This window comes from Paraburkholderia sp. GAS38 (assembly GCF_050434965.1).
Classification (GTDB): Bacteria; Pseudomonadota; Gammaproteobacteria; order Burkholderiales; family Burkholderiaceae; genus Paraburkholderia; species Paraburkholderia phenazinium_A.
In genome coordinates, this window is record NZ_JBNDJO010000005.1 from 512,539 (window position 1) to 537,087 (window position 24,549).

20 protein-coding genes are annotated in these 24,549 nt (G+C 65.3%); 17 read left to right on the plus strand and 3 right to left on the minus strand.

Going from position 1 to position 24,549, the window contains the following annotated elements; all coding sequences use genetic code 11:
* Window positions 1–31 precede the first annotated feature (31 nt).
* The 17 genes from P3T42_RS15680 to yacG all read left to right on the plus strand — a co-directional run bounded on the left by P3T42_RS15680 (window position 32) and on the right by yacG (window position 21,770).
* Window positions 32–1,876, plus strand: coding sequence for a type VI secretion system Vgr family protein (locus P3T42_RS15680; protein ID WP_429306537.1), 1,845 nt, complete (start codon window positions 32–34; stop codon window positions 1,874–1,876).
* 35 nt (window positions 1,877–1,911) lie between these two features.
* Window positions 1,912–4,452, plus strand: coding sequence for a DUF2169 family type VI secretion system accessory protein (locus P3T42_RS15685; protein ID WP_429306538.1), 2,541 nt, complete (start codon window positions 1,912–1,914; stop codon window positions 4,450–4,452).
* Entirely contained in the window at window positions 4,449–5,507 is a 1,059-nt protein-coding gene (locus P3T42_RS15690) for a pentapeptide repeat-containing protein (RefSeq protein ID WP_429306539.1), read from the plus strand. The genes P3T42_RS15685 and P3T42_RS15690 overlap by 4 nt, the downstream gene beginning before the upstream one ends.
* Window positions 5,508–5,536: 29 nt before the next feature.
* On the plus strand, window positions 5,537–6,217 hold the full coding sequence (locus P3T42_RS15695; protein WP_429306540.1) for a DUF3540 domain-containing protein: 681 nt from the start codon (window positions 5,537–5,539) through the stop codon (window positions 6,215–6,217).
* Between the two features lie 13 nt (window positions 6,218–6,230).
* Window positions 6,231–6,620, plus strand: a complete 390-nt coding sequence (locus P3T42_RS15700) for a DUF4150 domain-containing protein (RefSeq protein WP_429306541.1) — start codon at window positions 6,231–6,233, stop codon at window positions 6,618–6,620.
* Window positions 6,621–6,638: 18 nt separating this feature from the next.
* The gene (gene tssJ, locus P3T42_RS15705) at window positions 6,639–7,160 is read left to right on the plus strand and encodes a type VI secretion system lipoprotein TssJ (protein ID WP_429306542.1); all 522 of its coding nucleotides are present in this window, start codon (window positions 6,639–6,641) and stop codon (window positions 7,158–7,160) included.
* Window positions 7,160–8,527: a type VI secretion system baseplate subunit TssK gene (gene tssK, locus P3T42_RS15710; RefSeq protein WP_074302632.1), complete on the plus strand. Its 1,368-nt coding sequence runs from the start codon at window positions 7,160–7,162 to the stop codon at window positions 8,525–8,527. Before tssJ ends, tssK begins: the two co-directional genes overlap by 1 nt.
* 50 nt (window positions 8,528–8,577) lie before the next feature.
* Complete coding sequence (gene tssL / locus P3T42_RS15715) at window positions 8,578–9,795, plus strand: type VI secretion system protein TssL, long form (RefSeq protein WP_429306543.1); 1,218 nt, start codon at window positions 8,578–8,580, stop codon at window positions 9,793–9,795.
* Entirely contained in the window at window positions 9,792–13,397 is a 3,606-nt protein-coding gene (gene tssM / locus P3T42_RS15720) for a type VI secretion system membrane subunit TssM (protein WP_429306544.1), read from the plus strand. Before tssL ends, tssM begins: the two co-directional genes overlap by 4 nt.
* Window positions 13,398–13,527: 130 nt before the next feature.
* Window positions 13,528–14,679 (plus strand): FHA domain-containing protein, encoded by a 1,152-nt coding sequence (locus P3T42_RS15725; protein WP_429306545.1) that lies wholly within the window; start codon window positions 13,528–13,530, stop codon window positions 14,677–14,679.
* Between the two features lie 172 nt (window positions 14,680–14,851).
* Window positions 14,852–16,144, plus strand: coding sequence for an HlyC/CorC family transporter (locus P3T42_RS15730; RefSeq protein WP_074302638.1), 1,293 nt, complete (start codon window positions 14,852–14,854; stop codon window positions 16,142–16,144).
* A gap of 195 nt (window positions 16,145–16,339) precedes the next feature.
* Window positions 16,340–17,734 (plus strand): GspE/PulE family protein, encoded by a 1,395-nt coding sequence (locus tag P3T42_RS15735; RefSeq protein WP_429306546.1) that lies wholly within the window; start codon window positions 16,340–16,342, stop codon window positions 17,732–17,734.
* A gap of 2 nt (window positions 17,735–17,736) precedes the next feature.
* Window positions 17,737–18,957 carry a type II secretion system F family protein gene (locus tag P3T42_RS15740; protein ID WP_429306547.1) on the plus strand — a complete coding sequence of 407 codons (1,221 nt, stop codon included), beginning with the start codon at window positions 17,737–17,739 and terminating at the stop codon, window positions 18,955–18,957.
* Between the two features lie 28 nt (window positions 18,958–18,985).
* Complete coding sequence (locus P3T42_RS15745) at window positions 18,986–19,915, plus strand: prepilin peptidase (protein WP_429306548.1); 930 nt, start codon at window positions 18,986–18,988, stop codon at window positions 19,913–19,915.
* Window positions 19,916–19,918: 3 nt separating this feature from the next.
* Window positions 19,919–20,521, plus strand: a complete 603-nt coding sequence (coaE, locus tag P3T42_RS15750) for a dephospho-CoA kinase (protein ID WP_429306549.1) — start codon at window positions 19,919–19,921, stop codon at window positions 20,519–20,521.
* A 201-nt stretch (window positions 20,522–20,722) separates the two neighbouring features.
* Window positions 20,723–21,478 (plus strand): cell division protein ZapD, encoded by a 756-nt coding sequence (zapD, locus tag P3T42_RS15755; protein WP_074302647.1) that lies wholly within the window; start codon window positions 20,723–20,725, stop codon window positions 21,476–21,478.
* Window positions 21,479–21,572: 94 nt separating this feature from the next.
* On the plus strand, window positions 21,573–21,770 hold the full coding sequence (yacG, locus tag P3T42_RS15760) for a DNA gyrase inhibitor YacG (RefSeq protein WP_074302649.1): 198 nt from the start codon (window positions 21,573–21,575) through the stop codon (window positions 21,768–21,770).
* Window positions 21,771–21,841: 71 nt separating this feature from the next.
* On the opposite strand, the gene P3T42_RS15765 is transcribed toward yacG, so the two are convergent.
* The 3 genes from P3T42_RS15765 to argJ all read right to left on the minus strand — a co-directional run bounded on the left by P3T42_RS15765 (window position 21,842) and on the right by argJ (window position 24,450).
* On the minus strand, window positions 21,842–22,276 hold the full coding sequence (locus P3T42_RS15765; protein WP_429306550.1) for an NUDIX domain-containing protein: 435 nt from the start codon (window positions 22,274–22,276) through the stop codon (window positions 21,842–21,844).
* Window positions 22,273–23,142, minus strand: a complete 870-nt coding sequence (locus tag P3T42_RS15770) for an ATP-binding protein (protein WP_074302654.1) — start codon at window positions 23,140–23,142, stop codon at window positions 22,273–22,275. Before P3T42_RS15770 ends, P3T42_RS15765 begins: the two co-directional genes overlap by 4 nt.
* 66 nt (window positions 23,143–23,208) lie before the next feature.
* On the minus strand, window positions 23,209–24,450 hold the full coding sequence (gene argJ, locus P3T42_RS15775; protein ID WP_074302656.1) for a bifunctional glutamate N-acetyltransferase/amino-acid acetyltransferase ArgJ: 1,242 nt from the start codon (window positions 24,448–24,450) through the stop codon (window positions 23,209–23,211).
* Window positions 24,451–24,549 lie beyond the last annotated feature (99 nt).

Sequence of the window (24,549 nt, forward strand, 5' to 3'; positions counted from 1 at the left end):
ACCGCGCCCATCAACCGTCGAGACGTTCTTCATGAGCCACATCATTACCGCGCATACGCCGCTCGATCCCGAGACGCTTCGGTTCCGCGCGCTGCAAGGAAGCGAGACGCTGTCATCGCTCTACGAATTCCGGGTCGAACTCGTCAGCCACTCGGCTTCGCTGGACATGGACGGCCTGCTCGGCAAGCCGCTGACACTGCATATCACCACCCTGAAGGGCAGCACCCGCTATCTCGGCGGACAGATCGCGCGCTGCGAATTCGCCGGCCGCGAAACCGGCACGCCGCGCAGCTATCTCTATGTGGCAACCCTGCGGCCCTGGCTCTGGTACCTGACGAAGACGACAGACTGCCGCATCTTCCAGAACCTCTCGGTGGTCGACATTCTTCGCGCGGTGTTCGGCAAATATGGCTTCCAGGTCGAAGAGCGTCTGCTCGCGCACTATCGCAACTGGGACTACTGCGTGCAGTATCAGGAGAGCGACTTCGCTTTCGTCAGCCGCTTGATGGAGCAGGAAGGCATCTACTACTACTTCCGCCATGAAGCCGCGCAGCAGGTTCTGGTGCTCGCGGACGACATCAGCGCGCACGACCCGCTGCCCGATTACGCCACGCTGCCCTACCTGCCGCCCGATCATCTGGCGCTGCCTCGCGACGAAGGGGTCGATCAATGGCGACCGGCCGCGCAGATCAGCACAGGCGCCTACGCCGTCGACGACTACGATTTCCGCAAGCCCCAGGCCGACCTGTCGCAGGTACGCGCCCACCCGTTGAGCGCCGAGCATGGCGGCTACGAAAAGTACCTGTGGCAAGGCGGCTACATCGAAGCGGAACAAGGTGAACACTATGCGCGCGTGCGTCTCGAGGAAGAGCAGGCTGAACATACCCGCACCCGCGCTCACACCCGCTTGCGCGCCATGGCGCCGGGTTACCTGTTCACGCTGAAGAACTGCCCGCGCCAGGCGGAGAACCGCTCGTACCTGGTGGTCAGCGTCACGTATCGGTTGCAGGAAGGTGGCTATGCAAGCGGCAGCAGCGAGGCGCACTACGGCTTTCATTTCGTCGCGCAGCCTGCGTCGTCGCCGTACCGCGCGCCCAGCGTCACGCCGCTGCCGAAAGCAACCGGCCCACAAACCGCGCTCGTCGTCGGACCGGCCGGCGAGGAGATCTGGACCGACCAATACGGCCGCGTGAAACTGCAATTCCGTTGGGACCGCTATGGCCAGCGCGATGAAAACAGTTCCTGCTGGGTTCGGGTATCGGATGCCTGGGCCGGTTCCAACTACGGCGCCATTCACATTCCCCGGATCGGCCAGGAGGTGGTGGTCGATTTTCTCAATGGCCAGTTGGACCGGCCGCTGATCACCGGCCGCATCTATAACGCCGATCAGATGCCGCCCTTCAGTCTGCCCGCAGCGGCCACGCAAAGCGGCTTCGTCACGCGCACGCCCGGCGGCACGAGCGCCAACGCGAACATGTTGCGCTTCGAGGACCGCCAGGGCGCGGAACAGGTCGCGCTGCATGCCGAGCGCAATTACGACCTCTCAGTGGAAAACGACGCAACGACCAGTGTGGGCGGCAGCCAGACCAGTACGGTCGACGGCAACTCCATGACGGTGGTGGAAGGCACCATGGAAACGGTGAGCACCGACGCGATTTCGATTACGGATGCCGCCACGAGCATTACCGGCTCGTCCGTTGGCTTTGTCGGTTCGGGTGTGAGCATCTCCGGCTCGCAGATCTTCATGGCTGGGTCGAGCATCAACGTTATCGGCAGCAGCGTTGGCGTGACGGGCTCGTCGGTCACCGCGACCGAATCGAGTGTCTCGCAGACCGGCGTGTCGTTCAGCACCGTCGGCTACTCGGTGACGTTCTGAAACCGGCATCTCATGGTCCACACACACCACGCACAATGAAAATCATCAAACCCACGCCACTGGGTGTCCTGACACGCCCGTACCGGGCCGCAGGCAGCGAACACCTGGGCGTCGCGATTCCCATGATGGTGACGCTCGGCGAAGCCCCGCGCCTCGTCAGCGAGTCGGAACTATGGGACACGGTCGGCGCGGAGCTGGCCGGCTTCCCGCTCGATGCGGCGCTCCCCAAACCGCGAGCCGAGTTTCTGCTATCGGCGCATGCCTACGGGCGGTATTGCGACCATACGAATACGTGCCGGGTGGGCATCCGTTTCGCCGGTGTGGAAAAGGCGTTGCTCGTGTCGGGCGAGCGCCACTGGGCAGGTTCGGCGCCCTCGGCCGCCGAGCCGTTCGAGTCCCTCGCGATCGACTGGCCTCTCGCGTTTGGCGGAGCCGGCTATGTGGACAATCCCCGCGGCCGCGGGTTTCACGGCGCGTCGGCAAACAGCGAGCGGTCACAGCAGCAGCTATCTCAACCGCTGTCCAACGTCGAATACCCGGCGGAGCGCTTACGCAGACCCGGACAGATCGTCACACCAGGAAGTTTCACGCCAATCGCAGCCGACTGGCCGCAGCGCCGCGCGCTCTACGGAGCACTCGACGCGCAATGGCGCGAAAGCGATTGTCCAGGCTTTCCATGCTCGATGGACACCCGCTACTTCAATATCGCGCCCATCGATCAGCAATTCCCGGCGCTCGATGCCATGCCGGACGGCGCGGCCTATCGCATCGTTCATATGCATCCCGAACAACCGGTGATAACAGGCGCGCTGCCGCCGCTGCGTGCCCGTTGCTTCCTGCAGCGGCAATCCGAAGACACGCTCGCGGAGATTCGGATGCGTCTGACGACGGTGTGGTTCATTCCGCATCGCGAGCGGGCCATCATGATCTTCCACGGCATAGCCGGGATTCGGGAGTTCGACGCACACGACGTCGCATGTCTGCTACTCGGCGCCGAACTGAGCGGCGAGCCGCGTTCCGCAGCCGACTACCGGCGCACCTTCGACCTGCGCATGGACCGCAAGCACGGTGCGCTCCATGCGCTGCGCGACCAGGATCTGGCGCCACCGGCACTGCTCACCACGGCTGACGACGCGTCCACCGACGCTACGTCGCACGATGCGCTAGAGCGCAATCTGCAGCAACGCGCACGTCAGCAGATCGAGCGAGCGCGTGCGGCAGGCCTCGCGCCTGGCGCTTTCGATGCAGCGCCGACGCAGCCCCCTCGCATCGACCAACTGGCGGAGTTCGTCGAACAGCAGGAAAGGATCGCTCAGGAGCAGCGCGCAACACTGGAAGAGAAGCAGCGTGAGATCGAAGGCCGCCACGCGGCAAGCGGAATGCGCAAGCGCGTCAATCCGCCAACCACGCGGCGTGGCCCGCCCGCGCTATCGCGCGATGGCGCGGCATCACGGCGTGCCGATCGGAAGAAGGACCCACGCCACCTGGAAATCGACGCCGACAAGAAACTCCGCGAGACCTACCGGCATGCCGTCCAGTATCAGGAAGCAGCACCGCGCCTCGACACGGCCGCCGGGCGCGTATTGCAGGAACGCGTTGCCGCGGCGCATGCGCGTGGCGAGTCGCTGGCCGGTTGGGATCTGACCGGCGCGGATCTGAGCCGGATGAGTCTGCGCGGGGCAACGCTGTCCGGCGCGTTGCTGGAAAGCGCCGATCTCAGCGAGACTGACCTGACAGGCGCGGTGCTGGGAAACGCGGTACTCGCGCGCGCCACACTCGTGCGCACGGTGTTTGCGCGCACCGACCTGACGGGCGCCAACCTGTCGCTGGCGCAGTGCGACGGCACCGACTTCAGCGACGCCGTGCTCGATCGTGCGCTGTTCGAGAACACGCGGTTCGAGCGTTGCCGGTTGACCCGTGCTTCAGTCCAGCGAACCCAGTTCAGGGATTGCCGCTTTCTCAGCACCGACTTCAGCGAAGCCACCCTGAGCGACCTGGCCTTCATCGAACAGACTTTCGACACTGTGGATTTCAGCCGCGCCAGCATCCGCAAGCTCGCCTTCATCCAGTGCACGCTTACCCGCGTTGCGTTCGCGAGCGCCGACATAGCAGGCTTCGGATTCGTCGAAACCGTCGCGAGCGGTATTCGCTTCGACGGCGCGATCCTTCGCAAGGCCTGCTTCGTCAAAGAGAGCGTGCTCGACAACGCGGATTTCTCGCAGGCGCACCTGAGCGAAGTCAACTTGCGCCAGGTCCGCGCGCACGGTGCGAACTTCAGCGGCGCGCGGATCGACCAGTGCGACTTCTCCGACGCCCGCATGCGGTTGGCCGATCTACGCGGGGCAAAGATCGCAGACAGCCACCTCGTGCGCACCGATCTGAGCGGCGCCAATCTGGCGCGCGCCGATTTGATGGGCGCTTCGATGCGACGCGCCGTCCTGCACGGTGCGAACTTTCGCGAAGCGAACCTGTTCCGTGCCGACTTCGCAGAGGCAGCGATCGACGACACGACACAGTTCGACGGCGCCTATCTGGACCAGGTCAACTTTCATCCGTTCGCCAAGGCGGCAGCATGAGTCCGGAACGAGATCGACTGCAGCAGAGGGCCCGCAACGGCGAGGTCATCGCGGATCAGTCGTTCGGGAGGCTGTCCCTCGAGCATGGCGATCTGTCGGGCGCCATCTTCGAACGAACCACCTTTAGCGGCACACGGCTGGCCCGTGCGCACCTCAGAGAATCCGTGTTCAACGCATGCCGCTTCACCGACGTCGATCTGTCGAACACCGATCTGTCGAAAAGCGTGTTCCTGAACAGCGAGCTGGTTCGTACGGACTTGTCCGCGAGCCTGCTGGACGATTGCCGGTTGGCCGGCACGCAGGCCAGCGGCACGCTCTTCTCCGGCGTGCGCGCCAGCCGTTTCACCTGCCTGAAAAGCGATCTCGGCGCTTGCCGGTTCGACGACGCGCAGATCGAACTCGGCTTCTTCGACGAAACACCGCTGGCGGGCGCCGACTTCACTGCCGCGCTCATCCGCAAATGCTTCTTCTATCGACTCGACATGCGCGCGGTACGTTTCGCACAGACAGTGTTCGAGCGTGTCGTATTCACCGAGTCGAACCTGGCCGGCCAGCACTTCGGCGGGCAGACGTTTCGCGGCTGCCAGTTTATCGACACCGATCTGCGCGGTGCCGATTTCACGTCCGCGCGCCTCGGTCAGTGCAACTTTCAGGGCGCGTCGCTCGAGCAGGCGCTCATGAATGAGGTCGACGCTGCATGCGCAAATTTCTACCGCGCAAAGGTCGAGCGCGCGCAATGCCGCGGCGCGCAATTCGAAAACAGCATCTGGGCCGAGGCGCGCCTCCGGGCAGCGGACTTCACCGGTGCGAATCTGCGCGGCGCGGTGTTCCATCGCGCCGACGCATCGGACTGCCGCTTCACGCAAGCCCACCTCGAAGGCGCCGACTTTTCGTACGCCGAGCTAAGCGGCGGCAATTTCGATCAGGCCACGTTGGGGCGAACCCAGTTTCATCGAGCCGGTCATGCCGGATGGCACGGCCGCCCGGGCGCTATCGACAATGACCCCGCTCGATTCGCCGCAGAAGAATGGTCGAAGCGCCGAGACGGCGGCTGACCACCATGCCCATCAATCAGAGAACCTCTATGAAATCGACAGTAGCGGAATTGAGAACGCCTGCGCACGGTCTGCCTCGCGAGAGCCACGACGTCGTGGGCATCGCCGTGGGCATCGTCGTGGCCCTCTTGCCTGACGACGCCGTGCTGGTGGAATGCGACGGTGCCCGACTGCGCTGCCTGCGCGCGTATAGCTGCCTCGTTGCGCCCGAACCCGGCGATCGCGTCGTCGTCTCTTGCGCCGATCCGCAGCAGCGCTATGTGCTGGCTATCCTCGAACGCGTGTCGGCGAGTGAGACGCGGCTTCGCTTCGACGGCGACCTGCTCGTCGAAACGACGCAGAGCCTGCGTTTTTGCGCGGGTCGGGACATCGCCGTCGAAGCCACCCAGGTGCTGCAACTCGACAGCCGACGAATAACCGTCGCAACCGACGAAGCCGAACTCAGCGCCGCTACTGCGGCGCTCGATTGCCGCGACCTGCAGGCCCGCTTCGGCGCGCTACGCCTGATCGGAAAGACGCTGGAGACGGTCGTCGAACGCATCGTGCAGATCAGCAAAAGCAGCTTCCGCACGATCGAAGCCATCGATCATCTACGCACCCGTCATCTCGACTACGCGGCCTCCGCAAGCCTGCGCCTGCATGGCAAGAACGCGCTGTTGACGGCGGAGCGGCTGTCGAAGATCGATGCCGAACAAATCCATCTCGGTTAGGAGAACCTCATATATGGTCATGGTCAACTCAAGCTCGGGCGGCGCCAACGGTGCCGTCTGCGTCAACAAGACGCCCCCGTTCGGCGTCCCGGTGGCTTACGACAACAATGCGCAGCGCACCCAGGCCATCCCGAACGTCAGCAACATCCTGACCGGCGGCGCCCCGACGCACAACCTCGCCACCCTCATTCCCGTCACCAGCGGCGACGCGCCGGGTTCGATGGGCGGCGTCGTGTCGGGCACCGTCTGCTCCACCTCGCGCAATATCAACGGCGCGAATACGGTGCTGCTGCACGGCATGCCCACCACCCGCATGACCGATCCAACCCAGCAGAACGCCAACAATGCCATCGGCACCGGCACGTCGCCCAGTCAGACCCACATCCTGAACCTGGCGCCCTGATCCCTCCATGGCCACGTCATGATCAAACACACCCCCCGCCACGCCCTGCATCTGCTCGGCGCAGCCGTCCTGCTGAGCGCCTGCGCCGCGACACCCCAGGCCGTGCCGGTTCCGTACGACCTCTATCTCGCGGCCGGATCGCAGGTGAATCCGGACAGCCGCGGGCGACCCGCGCCGATTCTGGTCGGCATCTACGAACTGAAGTCCACAGCAGCGTTCGATTCCGGCGACTTCACGGCCTTGCAGGATCACGCGGCCGCCACCCTCGGCGACGACCTGGTCTCGTTCGAACAACTGATCCTGCTGCCGGGCGAGCACAAGCTGATGCGCCGGCCGGGGAATCCGGCGAGCCGTGCGCTCGGCATCGTCGCCGGTTATCGGGTGCTCGGCAAAAACGTCTGGAAAACCACGGTTGTGCTGCCCGAGGGCAAGGACACGAGCGCGTTCATGCTCTGGTGGTCCGCGCCGCAACCGCTGCGCTTGCAAGTGAAATTGGACGCCGGCGGCCTGACCGCCACAACGACGGACTGGACCCATTGATGAAGCATGAAAATCTGCCGCTGAAGGACTCCGGCGTGTCCAGAGGCAAAGTCGTCTGGTCGGAAGGCATGTACTTGCGGCCACAACATTTTCAGCAACTCGAGCGCTATGTCGAAAGCTACGTCCAGCAGCGCTGCCTGGGATTGCAGGGGGCGTTCTGGGGCTTCCTCGGCGTCGAGATCGATCACGACGCGCTCGCCCTGGGCAAGGTGTCGTTGACGATGGCGCACGGGGTGTTTCCCGACGGCACCCCGTTTCGGCTTACCAGTCCGGATGAGCTTCCGGCGCCGCTCGACGTTCCCGCCCATGCGAGAGACGAGATCGTGCTGCTCGCCTTGCCGCTCAGGCGGCCCGGCGGCGAAGACACGATCTTCGAAGAGCAGGCCGATTCGCCGGCGCGCTACGGCGTGTGCTCGCGCGAAATCGCCGACAGCAATGCCATCGCGCTCGGACCTGCCACCGTGCAGATCGCCCGGGCGCGTCTTCGTCTGGTGCTGGCATCGCAGCTCGGTAGCGAGTGGCAGGCGCTCGGTCTGCTGCGCATCGTCGAGCGGCGCAGCGACAACCACCTGGTGCTCGACCCCGGCTATATCCCGCCGATGCTCGTCGCCGGCCAGCACCCCACGCTCTTCAACTACCTGCGCGAACTGGACGGACTGCTCGAACAGCGCGGCGAAGCGCTCGCACAGCGGCTCTCGCAGCCGGGCCGCGGCGGTGTGTCCGAGGTGGCGGATTTTCTGCTGCTGGCGTTGATCAACCGCGCTCAGGCCGACACCTGGCACGTTCGGGAGACGGGCCAGGTGCATCCCGAGCAACTCTTTCAGCAGTGGCTAGGACTCGCCTTCGATCTCTGCACTTACACGCGCAACGAGCGCCGGCCCGTGGTACGTCCGGCTTACCGTCACGACGACCTGCAAGGCAGCTTCGTGCCGCTCATGACCGAGCTGCGCCGCGCCTTGTCGACCGTGCTCGAACAGAATGCCGTCGCCATCGAACTGCAGGAGCGCGCGCAGCGGGTCTGGGTCGCGCAGGTTCCCAATCTGGAACTCCTGCGCAACGCCGGTTTCGTGCTGGCCGTGCATGCCGACCTGCCGGCCGAGACGCTGCGCACGCGCTATCCGGCGCAGGTCAAGATTGGCCCGGCCGAACGGCTGGCGGAACTGGTGCATCTGCATCTTCCGGGCATCGCGCTGCGCCTGCTGCCGGTCGCGCCCAGGCAGATTCCGTACAACGCCGGCTATCACTACTTCGAGCTGGATACCGGCGGCGAGTTGTGGAGGCAACTGGAGAAATCGAGCGGCCTTGCCTTGCATGTCGCCGGCGATCTGCCGGGACTCGCCATGGAGTGCTGGGCGATCCGCGGCTAACCCACGCGCCAAGCGAAGCTAAACGAGACGAGAGCTGACGGAGAAGCCCGATGAGTGCCGCTGTTCAATCGCACACACCCCCACCGCCGGCGAGCTCAGCGAATGCGCTGGTCGTCGCCGCCCATACCTTGCTCGCCACGCTCGCGCAAATGCGCGTCGACGCGGCGATCCAGCCGGAGCGCTTGCGCGAATATCTGGTCGACGAAATCAGACAGTTCCAGACTCGCGCGCAGCAAGCCGCGATCTCCGTCGAGACCATCGTCGGCGCGCGCTATTGCCTGTGCTGCGCGCTCGACGAAGCCGCGGCGCTCACGCCTTGGGGCGGCGGCGGAGTCTGGTCGGCGCACAGCCTGCTGGTCGCGTTCCACAACGAGACCTGGGGCGGCGAAAAATTCTTCCAGTTGCTGGCGCGCCTGTCGTCGAGTCCGCACGAGCATCGAAACATTATCGAACTGCAGTACTTCTGCCTCGCGCTGGGATTCCAGGGACGCTACCGCGTCATCCAGAACGGCGCCGCGCAACTGGCGACGCTCATGCGGCGGCTGCACAAACTGCTGCACGAGACGGGCGGCGGTTACGCACATCCGCTGTCCCCTTCCTGGCGCGCCGCCGATCGCAAGGCTTCGGTCACGCTGCGCCGCGGGCTGCCGGCGTGGGCATGGCTGTGTCTCGCCGGTCTGCTCGGCAGCCTGAGCTTCGCCGTCTATCTGTGGTCGTCGAACCGCGACGGCGACCGGACCACGGCCGCCATCGACGCCATCCGTCTGCCGGCCATCAGCGCGGCCAAGCCTACCGCGTTTTCATCGGGCATCGCGCCGTTGCTCGATGCGGAACTGACAAGCGGCGCGATTACGGTGCGCGACGAAGCCGACCGCAGCGTCGTCGAAATCCGCGGCGACGGCCTGTTCGACTCAGGCTCCGCGACCACCAAAGCGGCCTATTTGCCGGTGCTGATGCGGATCGCCGAGGTACTCAACCGGCTCGAAGGAGACATTGTGATCACGGGACATACCGACAACCAGCCGATCCGCGACAAGCGCTTCGCCTCGAATCTCGAACTCGCGCGGGCCCGTGCGGAAGCGGTCAGGCAGTTGCTGCTGTCGGCCGGCCTCGACCGTACGCGCCCTATCGTGGCGGTAGGACGCGGCGACACCCAGCCCGTCGATACCAATACGACGGCGGAGGGCCGCTCTCATAACCGGCGCGTGGATATCGCGCTCCTGACGCCCGCCGTCACGCGGGATCTTTCCGGAACGACGCGCAGATGAACGTTCTCAAGCGGCTGTTGGGGTTGTTGCTGTCCCGTGAAGCATGGGTGCTGGCCGGCCTTCTATTGCTCGTGCCGGTGGTCTGGGTCTACGGCCCCTTGCTGGCGATCGGCGACATCCGTCCTCTGGCGGCGGCTGGCGCGCGCTGCCTGTGCATCGGGCTGGTGCTGCTCGTCTGGCTCGCCTGGGTGATCCACCGCAGCCCGGCGCGGCCAGCCAGCGAAGGCGTATTGGCGCGTTTGCGCCGACGCCAGGCGACACCGCGCGATAACCCTGCCGGCGACGCAGACGGCGAACGTATCGCCGAGTTGCGCACGCGTTTTCGCGAGGCGCTCCATCTGCTGCGTCACGCTACGGTGCATGCGGGCCGCTTCTCGGCCTGGCTCGACAGGTTGACCGGCCAGTATGTCTATCGGCTGCCGTGGTATCTGGTCGTCGGCAGCAGCGGCGCGGGCAAGACCGCCGCGCTTGTCAACGGTGGACTTGAATGGTCGATCGCCGAACAGTCGGGCGAGGCCGCGAGCCGCCGCGTCGAACCGACCCAGCAATGCCGCTGGTGGTTCAGCAACGATGCGGTCCTCGTCGACACGCCGGGCCCTTACCTGGAAGCAGCCGATGCCGGCGAGCGGCGCGGGGCCGAATGGGGAGAACTGCTCGCCCTGCTGAGAAAATACCGGCCGCGCCAGCCGGTCAACGGCGTGCTGCTGATGGTCGGCATCGACGATCTCCTGGCCTTGAACGAAGCCGACCGCGCAGCCTATGCAACGCGACTGCGCAAGCCATTGCAGCTCCTGCAGGCGAAGCTCGATGTCCGCGTGCCGATCTATCTGTGCTTCACGCGGATGGATCGCCTGAGCGGCTTCAGCGATTATTTTTCCGGGCTGAATCGCGATGACCGGGCGCAGGTCTGGGGGATGGCGGCGACGCCGGAGGACACGACACCTGGCCACTCGGGTTGGCTCTCCGGCGCCGCCTTCGATGCCCTGGCGCGGCGTTTGACCGACGGCTTGCGGGATGTGCTGATCGCGGACCCGGACCTCGACAGCCGCGCGCGGGCCTATCTGTTTCCACAGCAATTCGCCAGCCTGAAGGAAGTCATCGGAGACTTCTGCCAGACGCTGTTCAGGCATTCGCCGATCGAGACCAATCCGCGGGCGCGCGGCATCTACTTCACGAGCGCCCAGCAGAACGGACCGACGCTCGACCGGGTTCTGACGCCGATCAGGCAGGCGCTGCAGTTATCTGACGCAACGCCTGTGCGCGACGCTGCGCATCGCAGCCGAAGCTATTTCCTCAAGCAGTTCCTGCACGATGCGGTGTTCGCCGACGCGGGATGGGCTGGCGTGAGTCGCTCTGTACGGCGACGACGGCTGATGCTGCATGCGAGCGTGGTAGCGTTGCTCGGCCTCGTTCTGCTGACGTTGCTGTGTGGCTGGACGTTCAGCTACTGGAACAACCGGGCCTATCTCGGCGAAGTGAACGCGCATGTCGCGGCGCTCGACCAGCAGACCCAGCAGCCGCTGGAGCTTGCCGGCGGCGCGTTGCTGCCGCTTGTGCCGCTGCTCGACGCGTTGCGGAGCCTGCCGCGCAGCGAGCGCTTCGAGCTGGACGCGCCTTCGTTCCTGCGCTACCGGATGGGCTTATATCAAGGCAGGAAAACCGGCGACGCAGCCGATGCCGTCTACCGGCGAGCGCTCGACGAGCGGCTGTTGCCGCAAGCCGCTACCCGTCTCGAGAAGATTCTCGCCACCGCACCGGCCGACGACAGCGAATTCAGCTATGACGCGCTGAAGGCGTATCTGATGCTCCATGACGCGGCTCACTATGACGCAGGCTTTCTCACCGCATGGCTGATGCTCGACGCGGAAAAGACGCTACCGTCGAACACCGCGCCGGATGAAACCGCGCGGCTGGCAGCGCATCTCACCAACCTGTTCGGCTCGCGCACGGTGAGTTCGCCGTTTGCGCTGAACGAGTCGCTCGTGAACAGCGTGCGCGAGCGGTTAGTACGCGATTCGCTGGCACAGCGCACCTATCACCTGCTGCGTCGGGAACTGCTGCGCAGCGCGGGCGGTGAAACGGTTAGCGTCGTCAGTGCCGGTGGTCCGCAGGCTGGTCTCGTGTTCACCCGTCACAGCGGCAAGCCCCTGACCGACGGCATTCCCGCGCTCTACACCTATCAAGGGTACTGGGACGTCTTCGCTAAACGGGTCGACGGCGCCACAACCCGACTGGAGAACGAGGAACCGTGGGTGCTCGGTATCCAACCTGAGCCGCAGGGCGAAGAGGCGCGGCGCAAGCAATGGATCGCCGAGGTCAAACGTGCGTACCTCAACGACTACATCGACATATGGGACGCCTATCTGAACGACGTCGGGCTGATCGACAGCAAATCGCTCGCGCAAAGCATCCAGATCGCCCGCACGCTCTCCGCCCCCGATTCGCCGTTGAGGCAATTCCTGCAGGTTGCAGCGAACGAGACGACTTTGCTGCGCACACGCAGCAGCGGAGCGGCCGCGACCGGACAAGCGCCGAAGGGCGGCGCCGAAGCCGGTCAGGCGCTCTCCGCGCTGTTCGGCAGCGGGTCTTCCGGTCAGCCGCAATACGATGACGCGCGACCCGAGAGCATCGTGGACACTCATTTCGAGCCGCTGCGGCGGCTGGTCGCCGCAACCGGATCCGGCGGCGACGCGGGTGCCGCACCGCTCGAAAGCAACCTGCGTCTGCTCGACGAACTGTACGGTTATCTGAGCTCGGCCAATGCCGCCTTGAGCAGCGGAGCGCCTGCGCCGCAAACGGACGTCTTCGACAAACTGCGTGCGGACGCGGATCGCATGCCGACGCCGTTGCGGAACATGTTCGGCGACTTGTCGCGCAGCGCGGCAGGGCAGATCAACGGCGCCGCGCGGCAGAACCTCGCTCATGACGCGCAGGGCAGTATCGGCAAGGCGTGCCGGCAGACGATCGCCGGGCGCTATCCGTTCGCGCGCGATGCCGGCCGGGATGTCGCGCTCGACGATTTCTCACGGTTTTTCGCCGCCGGTGGCCTGATGGACAGCTTCTTCCAGAAGAATCTTGCGGCGCAGACCGACACCGGCGCAAGCCGTTGGACCTTCAGGCGCAACCTTGCCGGCGGCATGCCCGCCGACACGCACCTGCTCGGCTCCTTTCAGAATGCGGACACGATCCGCAACGTGTTCTTCGCCGGCAATGCGACGGCACCGTCGCTGCAGATCGAGCTCACACCGCTCGATCTGGACCCCGGCATCACGCAATACTCGCTGGACGTCGACGGTCAAACGATCCGCTACGCGCACGGCCCGCAGATTCCAGCGACAGTGAAATGGCCGGGCTCACGCGGCGCAAATCTGGTCAGCCTGCAGATCAGTACACCGAATGGTTCCGACGGCCTGCAAACGCAAGGCCCCTGGGCGCTGCACCGCTTGCTCGACAAAGCGCGTATCACGCCAGGTGCGGCGCCTGAGAGTTTTGTCGCCACCTTCGACTTCAGCGGGCGAAAGCTGGCGCTGCGCGTCACTGCCAGCAGCAGCTATAACCCGTTTCGCCTGTCGCAGATGGAGGCGTTCGCTTGTCCTTCGTGATCTGCATCCGACACGCCGCGTGGCGCGTGGCGCGGCGCCGTGAGCACGCGCTTCGCGACCGGCGGCCTCTCGCCTCGATTCGCTTTTTCGTTTGTTTCGTTTGTTTCGTCTGCCATCAGGAACCTGACGTATGCCCTCCTCTCACATCACACTGACTGTCGTTGCCTACCATGGCCAGGCGCTCGTCGACGGCGCTCGCGCAACGTTCGATACGCACGGCGGCACGATCGGACGGGACGGCAGCAACCTGCTGCCGCTGCCCGGCGACGACGGGCTGGTCGCGCGCCACCATGCCACTGTCAGCTCGCAAACTGGTCATTGGCAACTGCTCAACACCAGCGGCTACGCGGCGATCGCAATCAACGGCAAGATGCTGGCGCCGGGCGCGCAAACGAACCTGCAGGCGGGCGACATCGTCAATATGGGCGCCTATGTCTTGCGAGCCGGCGTGGATGCAGTGCCCGCTGCGTGGGACTTGCCGGCGCTTGCCGCGCTCGCCGGATCTGAGCGCACTGGCGTGCACGTGGAAGCTGCGGCGCCGCTGCGCTTCGGGATGCCCGCCGCCCCATATCCGGCGGATCCCCTGACAGGCTTCGGATCAAGCGCCGGGACGGCCGATCTGCTTGACACGCCGCTCGATCCGCTCCTGCTGTTCGGCACGGCTCCGGCCTGGTCCAGCGCAACCGCGCTGGAGCCGCCGGGGTTGTTTGCCGACCTGTCCGACACGCGGTCATCCTCTGCCTTCGACGCTTCGAGTCGCCCCAATATGCACGGGTATGCCGTGCGCGATGCGGTGCCGGAACACGGCAGTCATCTGCGCTTGCAGATTGCTTCGCTCGCGCCCGCTGCGGTTCAGGCGCAAGCGCAACCGGCCGCCGAGGTGTGGAACTTCGATCCATCCAGCTTCGAGCGCCCGAGGCCGGACAGTTCTGGCAGCGTGACGAGCGGGGATGCAGGGGATGCCACCGCTCCGGGCTTGCCAAACGTACCAGACGTACCAGGCGCACCAGGCACCGCCCGGACCGTCGCGCCGGAGTACGGTGCCCAGTTCGGGGCGCCGACCGTGTTGCGGCCAGCCGGTCCGATCAGGATTGTGGAACCGACTGCCGCCGCCCCGCTCGTCGAGCCGGCCGACCACCACGCACCCATCCTGCACGAGCTGGCCCGACACTTCCTTGAGGGCGCGGCGATCGAACCCGGCTCTGCAGCCGAGGCCGGCTTGAACCGGCAGGTCATGTATACGCTCGGGAAGCTCGTCCGCAGTCTGATGCCGCCACGCTAACGACGAAGGCGAAGGTGAGGAGCGACCCACTGAACCATAGCGACGCTCGCCCAGCGCCCGCCCGCCGCCAGAAAGCCAGGCGGCGCCAAACCGCGGGACAGCCGGCCAGACAGGCGGGTACGGTCCCCTCTGCTATATTCTTCCCATCCTGCCCTTTACCAGTTCGCGACACGTGGAACAACTACCGTTATGGGCGCAGATAGGCGCCGTCTTCCTGCTGCTTATCTGCTCCAGTTTCTTTTCGATCTCCGAAACGGCGATGATGGCGCTCAACCGTCACCGCCTGAAGCATCTGTCCAATCAGGGCGTGCTCGGCGCCAAGACGACGCAAGGCCTGCTCGCCCACACCGACGAGCTGCTGAGCGTCATCCTGATCGGCAACAATCTGTTCAACACGATCATCCCGGTGCTGACCACCTCGGTCGCGCTGCATACGTTCGGCCGCAACAATCTGGTGCTGTCGATTGCGACCGGTATCGTCGCATTCCTGATCATCGTCTTCGCGGAGATCACGCCGAAGATCGTCGGCGCGACGTTTCCGGAAAAAATCGCCTTGCCGGCGAGTCTGCTGATCGCCCCGCTGATGCGCGCGACGAAGCCGATCGTCTGGTTCGTCAACCTGTTCGCCAACGGCATCCTGCGCATCCTGCACATCAATACGAAGGGCGCGCACGACCAGCGACTTTCGACCGAGGAGCTGCGCACCATCGTCCTCGAGTCCGGCAGCTTCATGCCGACCAAGCACCGCAGCATCCTTCTGAACCTGTTCGATCTGGAGAACATCTCCGTCGACGACGTGATGATTCCGCGCCGCCGGATCGAAGCGCTCGATTTCGATGCGCCGTTCGAGCAGATTCTGCATCAGCTCGAAACCTGCTATCACAACAAGCTGATCGTCTATCAGGGCGACATCGACCGTGTGCTCGGCGTATTGCACGTGCGCAAGACGCTGTCGGCGCTGCACAACCAGGAGCTTGAGCGCGAGACCTTGCGCGAGCTGCTCGCCGAACCGTATTTCGTGCCGAGCGGCACGCCCGTGTTTCAGCAGTTGCAGTACTTCCAGGAGAGCCGTCACCGAACCGCGCTGGTCGTCAACGAATACGGCGAACTGCAGGGGCTGGTCACGCCGGAAGACATCATCGAGGAACTGATCGGCGAGTTCACCACCTCGATCCCGCGTAGCGCGAATTCGCGCGGCGGCTGGAACGAGAACGGCGAATGCATCGTCGCCGGCAGCATGCCGCTGCGCGAACTGAACCGCTGGCTGCAGCTCACCCTGCCGACCGACGGGCCGAAGACCCTGAATGGCCTGATTCTGGAAATCCTCGAAGAGATTCCGGATGGCGACGTGTGCGTGCAGATCGCGGGCATCAAACTCGAAGTGATGCGCAGCGACGATCAGGCGGTGCGCACCGTCAAGATTTTCAAGCCGGGCGCGAAGGGTGGGAAAAAGCTGCGGAGCTGATGGGTAGGTGTGCTGGGCGTAACTAGTGCCGGGATCTGTCCATCGAACGGATGGGCTTTCCGCGGCCGTCTGCCGTCTGCCGTCTGCCGTCTGCCGTCTGCGGCATACCTGGCCATCCGGCCGAATGGCGGCAACGCTCCGCCTGCCCGATGATGGAGTCGTCTTGTTCTACAGGCGGCTCCCGGCCGGTTTCCGATGTCATCCTCGCCCCGCTTCACACCGGCTAGCACCGCTGATCGTCTGGCGCCCACCGTTACAACGGGCGTGCCCTATCGTGCCATGGCACTCGAGGTCGAGCCTGCCGCCGCACCTGCCACGCCCGCACCCGCGCCGCCGGCCCAGCATTCGGCACGCGCGTTCGACAGTACAAGCCGCGACGACACGCCCCGCCGCGAGCCAACGCCCGGCCTCGCCGAAGCGGACAACACCCCCGCAGTCCGTCTGCTGAGCGACACGCTGCGGGAAGCCACCCGCCGTAACGCCTCGGACCTGCATGTCGAACCCACCGAACATGGCTGGCGCATGCGGTTGCGCATCGACGGCGTGCTGCACGCCATCGCGCAACCGCCGGCCCATCTGCGCGACGCCTTCATCACCCGCGTGAAAGTGCTCGCGCGCATGGACATCGCCGAACGGCGCGTGCCGCAGGACGGACGCCTGCGCATCGCCACCACCCCAGGCAAGTTCGAAGACTATCGCGTGAACTCGCTGCCCACGTTGTTCGGGGAAAAGCTCGTCCTGCGACGACTCGACGCGCTGCCCGCCGCCCTCTCGCTCGATTCGCTTGGCCTCGATCCCGCTCAGCGCGCCACGCTCGAGGCAGCCATCAGCGCGCCGCACGGACTGGTGCTGGTGACGGGTCCAACCGGCAGCGGCAAGACGCTCTCGCTGTACTGCTTCCTGCAGAAGCTCAACGCCGAATCGCGCAACCTCTGCTCGGTCGAAGATCCGGCGGAAATCCAGCTCGCCGGCATCAACCAGGTCAGCGTGCGCGAGAAGGCCGGTCTCACGTTCGCCGTCGCGTTGCGCGCGTTTCTGCGCCAGGATCCGGACGTGATCATGGTCGGCGAAATCCGTGACGAAGAGACCGCCGACGTCGCCGTCAAGGCGGCGCAAACCGGCCACCTCGTGCTCTCTACGCTGCACACCAACGACGCGCCGGCCGCCATCGCGCGCCTGATCGATATCGGCGTCGAGCCGTATCACCTGGCCGCCGCGCTACGCATGGTCACCGCGCAACGGCTGGTGCGGCGGCTATGCGTCGTCTGCCGGACAGCGGCGCCGCAATCGGCAGCCGCGTTGCGCGCGGCCGGCTTCAGCGAGGATCAACTCGACGGCTGGCATCCCTACGTCGCTGCGGGCTGCGACGCTTGCCACCGCATTGGCTACCGTGGGCGCGTCGGCATTCACCAGGTGATGCCGGTGTCGGACGCGATGCGCGAGCTGATCGTCGCGAATGCAGGCACGCTCTCGCTCGCCCGGCAGGCCCAGGCTGAACGGGTGGGCACGCTGCGCGAGGCCGCGTTGGCGCGCGTGCGGGACGGCACGACCAGTCTCGCCGAAGCACTCGGCGCAACCGAGGTCGTATAACCATGAGGACAACTGAAGCCGAAGCACGCGAAATGCGCTTTGCATGGCGCGGCGTCGATGCTGCGGGCACACAGCACAGCGGCACGCTTATCGCGGCAGACGCGAGTGCCGTGCGCACACTGCTCAAGCGCGACAACCTGTTCATCGTCGAACTCTCGCCGCGCGGCGTCGCGCCACGCCCTCAGGCACGCGCCTCGGAAGTCACGCGCTTCACCCGTCAACTCGCCAGTCTGCTGCGCGCCGGATTGCCGCTCGCGTCTTCGCTCGAACTGCTCGCGCAAGCCCCTGCGCCACGCCAGCGCGGTATGTCGCGCATCGTCGGCGCGCTGGCGCGCGACATCACGAGCGGCCTGAGTTTCTCGGCAGCGCTCGCACGGCATCCGGCCCAGTTTAACCCGCTGTATTGCCAGTTAGTCGCGGTCGGCGAAGCGGCGGGCGCGCTCCCCGCGGTACTGGCGCGCGTCGCCGACGACCGCGAACGGGGCGCCGCGCAACGCGCCAAGGTCAAGGCCGCGCTCACCTATCCCGTCGCGATCCTGCTGCTGGCACTCGCCATCACGGCTGCGTTGCTGGTATGGGTGGTGCCGACCTTCAAGCAGATCTTCGACGGCTTCGGCGCCCGCTTGCCGGCGCCCACGCAAATCGTCCTGGCGCTCTCCGACGCCACGGCGCGCTGGAGCGTGCCGGTGCTCGCGTCGACGGTGTGCGCCGGTTTTGCCATGGCTTCCCTGCTGCGGCGCTCTGAAGCAGCACGCGTGACGCTAGCCCGCCTGATGCTGCGCCTGCCGGTCGCCGGCACGCTGCTCGCGACCCTGTGTGCGGCACGCTGGAGTCGGGCGCTCGGTACGCTGCTGTCAGCCGGTACGCCGCTCGCCGACGCATTCGACTCGCTGACCCATGCCACCGGCAACGCCTGGTTCGATCGGGCCACGGTCGAGATCGCCGCCCGCCTGCGGCGCGGCGAACGGCTCGCCGCCGCCATGCGTGCCGCGCGTTGCTTTCCGGCCGAGGTGGTTCAGCCCGTCGCCGTCGCAGAGGAGTCCGGTGCATTGGATACGATGCTGATCGACGTGGCCTCGCTTAGCGATCGTCAGGTTGACGAAAAGATCGGCACCCTGGCGAGCCTCTGCGAACCGCTGGTGATTATCGTGCTGGGGACGCTGGTCGGCGGCCTTGTCATCGCGATGTATCTTCCCATTATTCAACTCGGCAACGTGGTGTAGCATCGCAGCCGAATCCAACTATTTCGCCATGCCGGCTACTCAAGCACTCGTGTCAGATACTTCCTTCAGCGCCCTTCATGGTCACGTCGCGGCCAGCCTCGGCGCCACCTTCGGCAGCTTGCCCGCCGGCGTGCAGATTGCGTTTGCAATCGTGTTCGGCCTGGTCATCGGCAGCTTTCTGAGCGTAGTCGCGCATCGGCTGCCCATCATGCTCGAGCGTGCATGGCGCGAAGAAGTCAGCGAGGCAACCGGCGTGCCGCTCGAAGACGACGGCCTGCCCGCGCGCTACAACCTGTGGCTGCCGCGCAGCGGATGCCCGCACTGCGGCCACGTCCTGCGCTCATGGGAGAACATCCCAGTGCTGAGTTATCTGCTGCTGCGCGGTCGCTGTTCGGCATGCAAGGCCTCCGTCTCCGCGCGCTATCCGTTGCTTGAGATCGCCAGCGCCGCGTGCGCAGCGGGTGCGCTGGCCGTGTTCGGCCCAAACGCCATGGCGCTGGCCGCCTTCGGCCTGTGCGCGGCCTTGCTGGCCATGAGCGCGATTGACATCGACACGCATCTGCTGCCCGACTCGCTGACGCTGCCGCTGCTCTGGGCCGGCCTGATCGTCAATTTCAACGACATGTTCGCGAGCTTGCACGACGCCGTGCTGGGCGCGATTGCGGGCTATCTTGTACTCTGGGTGGTGCACTGGCTGTTCAAGCTCGTACGCGGCGTCGAAGGCATGGGCTATGGCGACTTCAAGCTGCTCGCCGCGCTCGGCGCATGGCTCGGCTGGGCCGCGTTGCCGCAGATCGTGCTGATCGCCGCGGTGGCCGGTGCGGTCGTCGGCCTGGCGGCGACCTGGCGTGGCCGCATGCGCTTCGAGGAGCCGCTGCCGTTCGGTCCGTTCCTCGCCGCAGGCGGCGCGCTTACGCTGTTTCTCGGCACGCCCCTCTATCTGGCACTCGGAGGCTGAAGCATGTTTGCTGTGGGACTGACGGGCGGCATCGGCAGCGGCAAGTCGACCGTCGCCGACCTGTTTGCCGCGCGCGGCGCGGCGATCGTCGACACCGACCTGATCGCGCATCAGATCACTGCGCCAAACGGCGTCGCAATGCCGAAGATCGCCACTGAGTTCGGCGCCTCGTTCGTCGCAGCGGACGGCTCGCTCGACCGTGCCCGCATGCGCACCCTGATCTTCGGCGACGAGGGCGCACGCCGGCGTCTCGAAGCCATCACGCACCCGCTTATCCGGACCGAGACCGAACGGGCAAGGCATGAGGCCAGCGGCCCATATGTGATGCTGGTGGTGCCGCTGCTGGTCGAGTCGGGCAGTTGGAAAGCGCGCGTGAACCGGGTCCTGACGGTGGACTGCAGCGTCGAGACGCAGATCGCCCGTGTGATGCGCCGCAACGCCTTCAGCCGCGAGCAGGTTGTCGCGATCATCGCCCGTCAGGCGGCTCGCGAAGCACGCCTTGCCGCCGCGGACGACGTGATCGTCAACGAAAACGCTTCCGTAGAAGAACTCGGCGCGCAGGTCGAAGCGCAACATAGGCTGTATTTGTCCCTGGCAGACGCATGAGACTGCGGCACCCGCCCGCGGCGACAAGAAGGCGGCTTGCCCTGCTGTCGCAATAAAGCACGGACAGCACACTCAAACAGGCGCGAAACAAGCGCAAAAATCAGCGAAAGCGCATCGGGAAAGTGTGTGATTGCTAGGGTAGTCTCACGGCATTAGAATGTTCTGCATTCCCGTCACCGACCACGCCCGAGGCGAGCCCGCTTGATCCTTTACGAGTATCCCTTCAACGAGCGAATCCGGACGCTGCTGCGCCTCGAAGACCTCTTCGAGCGCTTCACGTTCTTTCTGACTCAGGAAGATGCCAGGGAACACCATGTCGCGCTGACAACGCTGTTCGAAATCTCTGAAGTCGCCGGTCGCGCGGATCTGAAGTCGGATCTGATGAAGGAACTGGAGCGGCAGCGGCAAACGCTTGCGCCGTTCCGCGGCAACCCGGGCATCGAGCAGAACGCGTTAGAGGCCGTGCTGGGCGAGATCGAACAAACCCTCTCGGGGCTCTCGCAGATGCAGGGCAAGACCGGCCAGCATCTGGCGGACAACGAGTGGCTCGCCAGCATCCGCAGCCGCGCCATCATCCCGGGCGGCACCTGCAAGTTCGACCTGCCGTCGTACTACGCCTGGCAACAGACACATCCGGACCAGCGCCGTCAGGACATCGCGAAGTGGGTGACGCCGCTCTTGCCGCTGCGCGACGCCGCCACCATCGTCCTGCGCCTCGCGCGCGAGTCCGGTCAGGCCTCGAAGGTCATGGCAATGCAGGGCAGCTACCAGCAGATGCTGTCGGGCCGCTCGTATCAGTTGATGCAGGTGCGTGTGTCGCCGGAATTGCGGGTAATTCCCGAGGCCAGCGCCAACAAGTACATGCTGTGGGTGCGGTTCACCGTGCAGGACGGCGATCTGCGGCCGCGTGCGGTCGACGTGGACGTGCCGTTTCAACTCACGCTTTGCAGTCTGTAGCGCAGATTACGCCGTCGCGGGGCAGCGCCTTTCAAGCAGCGAAAATGCCCCTATATTAGAAACTTGTCCCGTTTGCGATTGACTGCCTGAGCGAATGATCACTGTCGTTAAATGCCCCACCTGCGGCAAGGATGTCCGCTGGACACCGGAGAGCCGCTTCCGCCCCTTCTGTTCCGAGCGCTGCAAGCAGATCGACCTCGGCGCCTGGGCCGCTGAGAAGTACAAGATCGGCAGCACCGACGAAGAACCGCCCTCGGACGACGAGCCGAGCGGCGATTACAACCCGCATTAGGCGCGGGCTGGCCGGCGCGGTAAAACGTGCGGCCGGCGTACGGCCGCGTCGATCTTACCGCCTTGCCGCCGCTATTCGGCGGCAAGCCATTCAAGCACCGGAATGGTCGCCGGCAATAAAGGCGACACCTCGGCCGGCAGCGATTGCCAGACAAATGCCTGGCCTTCGCGGCCGTGCGGCTCGCCGGTCCACTGCGTCACCTTGCAGAAGTAAAGCCGCACGTAGGCATGCGGGTAATCGTGCTCCAGCGTATGCCAGCGGTGGCTCGCCTCTACCTCGATGCCCAGTTCCTCGTGCAGTTCGCGGGCCAGCGCCGCCTCGACCGACTCACCGGGCTCCAGCTTGCCGCCCGGAAATTCCCAGTACCCTTCATAGGGCTTGCCGGCCGGCCGCTGGGCCAGAAGATAGCGCCCATCCGGCTGCACCAGCACGCCGACGGCCACTTCCGTGACCGGGCGCCCGTCGGGGTTCACGGCGGGGTTGGCTGCGGTCGTGGAAGCCGTCATGCCTGCGACTTCCGGCCGGAGCGGTCACGGGCGAACTGCCACGCCACGCGTCCCGAGCGCGAACCGCGTTCGAGCGCCCACACCAGCGCGTCGCCACGCGCCGCCTCGACTTCGGCGGCATCGCAGCCGAAATGCTGCAGCCAGTGCCCGACAATCGTCAGATAGTCGTCCTGCTTGAACGGATAGAAGCTGACCCACAAGCCGAAGCGCTCGGACAGCGAGATCTTCTCTTCCACCACTTCGCCCGGATGAATCTCGCCATCGGACGTGTGCTTGTAGGTCTCGTTGTCGCTCATGTACTCAGGCAACAGATGGCGCCGGTTCGACGTGGCGTAGATCACCACATTGTCGGATTGCGCGGCCACCGAACCGTCGAGCGCCACCTTCAACGCCTTGTAGCCCGACTCGCCCTCTTCGAACGACAAGTCGTCGCAGAACACGACGAAGCGTTCCGGACGCTGCGAGATCAGGTCGACGATATCGCCCAGATCGTGCAGGTCGTCCTTGTCCACTTCGATCAGCCGTAGCCCGTCTTTGGCGTACGCATTCAGGCAGGCCTTGATCAGCGACGACTTGCCGGTGCCGCGCGCACCCGTCAACAGCACGTTGTTGGCCGGCTGCTTGTGCACGAACTGACGCGTGTTCTGCTCGATCAGGCCTTTCTGGCGGTCGATATTCTGCAGGTCGTCGAGCGTGATGTCCGAGATGGCCGGCACCGGCTGCAGGTAGCCGCGGCCCTGGCGCTTGCGCCAGCGGAAGGCGACCGCCGCCGACCAGTCGACGTCAGGCGTTGCAGGCGGAAGCACGGCTTCAAGGCGGCCAAGCAAGGCCTCGGCACGAGTCAAAAACTGTTCGAGTTTATCCATGACGAAGAATCAAAGCGGTTGAGGTGCGAGTCACCAGCGAGCGTACCCGCCAGGTGACAGACTGGATCACGAGCGATAGTCGGCGTTGATGCTCACGTAGTCGTGCGACAGGTCGCAGGTCCAGATCGTGGCCTGCGCATCGCCACGGCCCAGCACGACGCGGATCAGAATCTCCGCCTTTTTCATCACACGCTGGCCGTCTTCCTCGCGGTATTCGGGATTGCGGCCGCCTGCCTTCGCCACCAGCACGTCGTCGAGATACAGGTCGATCTTGCCGACGTCGAGGTCGGTCACGCCCGCGTAGCCGATCGCCGCGAGAATGCGGCCCAGGTTCGGGTCCGATGCGTAGAAGGCCGTCTTCACCAGCGGCGAATGGCCGATCGCGTAAGCGATCTGGCGGCATTCCGCCACATTCGAACCGCCTTCCACCTGCACCGTCATGAACTTGGTGGCGCCCTCGCCGTCACGCACGATCAACTGGGCGAGCGTCTGCGCGACCTCGGTCACCGCATCGCGCAACGCCGCGTAGGCGGGCGAATCGGTGGACGTAATCGCCGGCAGACTGGACTTGCCCGACGCGATCAGGATGAACGAGTCGTTGGTCGACGTATCGCCGTCGATGGTGATGCAATTGAACGAACGGTCCGCCACGTGCTTGACCAGCGCGTCGAGCACCGGCTGCGCCACCGCGGCGTCGAACGCGAGGAAGCCGAGCATGGTCGCCATGTTCGGCTTGATCATGCCCGCGCCCTTGCTGATGCCGGTCAGCGTCACCGTATGACCGTCGATGCTCACCTGACGCGAGGCCGCCTTGGGCAGCGTGTCCGTGGTCATGATCGCCTGCGCGGCGTCATACCAGTGTGCGGCCTGGCGGTTCGCCAGCGCGGCCGGCAGGCCGGCCTTCAGACGGTCGAGCGGCAGCGGTTCGAGAATCACGCCGGTCGAGAACGGCAGCACCTGCTCCGGTGCAATACCGGCCAGACGCGCCAGTTCGACGCAGGTTTCACGAGCGATCACGAGGCCCGGCTCGCCGGTGCCCGCATTCGCATTCCCCGTGTTCACCACCAGCGCACGAATCCCTTTACCGCTTTCACGCACATGTTCGAGATGCTCGCGGCAGACGATGACCGGCGCCGCGCAAAAACGGTTCGACGTGAACACGCCGCCGACCGTCGCACCTTCTTCGACGGAAATGACGAGCACGTCCTTGCGGTTCGGTTTACGGATGTTCGCCTCGGCCCAGCCTAGCGTAACGCCGGCGACGGGGTGAAGTTGGGCGGCATCGATGGAAGGGAAATTGACAGCCATGGTCGCGACCTGTTGTCCAAGTTGAAAATGCCGGCATGAAGCCGGCATCGGAAAATCATAAAAGGGTAGTGCGGCAGGAGCCTCACCACCGTGGAATTA

What these genes read in the sequence shown, in the direction of transcription:
- P3T42_RS15680 (WP_429306537.1), top strand. Translation starts at nt 32, where the DNA reads ATGAGCCACATCATTACCGCGCATACGCCGCTCGATCCCGAGACGCTT.
- P3T42_RS15685 (WP_429306538.1), top strand. Translation starts at nt 1,912, where the DNA reads ATGAAAATCATCAAACCCACGCCACTGGGTGTCCTGACACGCCCGTAC.
- P3T42_RS15690 (WP_429306539.1), top strand. Translation starts at nt 4,449, where the DNA reads ATGAGTCCGGAACGAGATCGACTGCAGCAGAGGGCCCGCAACGGCGAG.
- P3T42_RS15695 (WP_429306540.1), top strand. Translation starts at nt 5,537, where the DNA reads ATGAAATCGACAGTAGCGGAATTGAGAACGCCTGCGCACGGTCTGCCT.
- P3T42_RS15700 (WP_429306541.1), top strand. Translation starts at nt 6,231, where the DNA reads ATGGTCATGGTCAACTCAAGCTCGGGCGGCGCCAACGGTGCCGTCTGC.
- tssJ (WP_429306542.1), top strand. Translation starts at nt 6,639, where the DNA reads ATGATCAAACACACCCCCCGCCACGCCCTGCATCTGCTCGGCGCAGCC.
- tssK (WP_074302632.1), top strand. Translation starts at nt 7,160, where the DNA reads ATGAAGCATGAAAATCTGCCGCTGAAGGACTCCGGCGTGTCCAGAGGC.
- tssL (WP_429306543.1), top strand. Translation starts at nt 8,578, where the DNA reads ATGAGTGCCGCTGTTCAATCGCACACACCCCCACCGCCGGCGAGCTCA.
- tssM (WP_429306544.1), top strand. Translation starts at nt 9,792, where the DNA reads ATGAACGTTCTCAAGCGGCTGTTGGGGTTGTTGCTGTCCCGTGAAGCA.
- P3T42_RS15725 (WP_429306545.1), top strand. Translation starts at nt 13,528, where the DNA reads ATGCCCTCCTCTCACATCACACTGACTGTCGTTGCCTACCATGGCCAG.
- P3T42_RS15735 (WP_429306546.1), top strand. Translation starts at nt 16,340, where the DNA reads ATGTCATCCTCGCCCCGCTTCACACCGGCTAGCACCGCTGATCGTCTG.
- P3T42_RS15740 (WP_429306547.1), top strand. Translation starts at nt 17,737, where the DNA reads ATGAGGACAACTGAAGCCGAAGCACGCGAAATGCGCTTTGCATGGCGC.
- P3T42_RS15745 (WP_429306548.1), top strand. Translation starts at nt 18,986, where the DNA reads ATGCCGGCTACTCAAGCACTCGTGTCAGATACTTCCTTCAGCGCCCTT.
- coaE (WP_429306549.1), top strand. Translation starts at nt 19,919, where the DNA reads ATGTTTGCTGTGGGACTGACGGGCGGCATCGGCAGCGGCAAGTCGACC.
- yacG (WP_074302649.1), top strand. Translation starts at nt 21,573, where the DNA reads ATGATCACTGTCGTTAAATGCCCCACCTGCGGCAAGGATGTCCGCTGG.
- P3T42_RS15765 (WP_429306550.1), bottom strand. Translation starts at nt 22,276, where the DNA reads ATGACGGCTTCCACGACCGCAGCCAACCCCGCCGTGAACCCCGACGGG.
- P3T42_RS15770 (WP_074302654.1), bottom strand. Translation starts at nt 23,142, where the DNA reads ATGGATAAACTCGAACAGTTTTTGACTCGTGCCGAGGCCTTGCTTGGC.
- argJ (WP_074302656.1), bottom strand. Translation starts at nt 24,450, where the DNA reads ATGGCTGTCAATTTCCCTTCCATCGATGCCGCCCAACTTCACCCCGTC.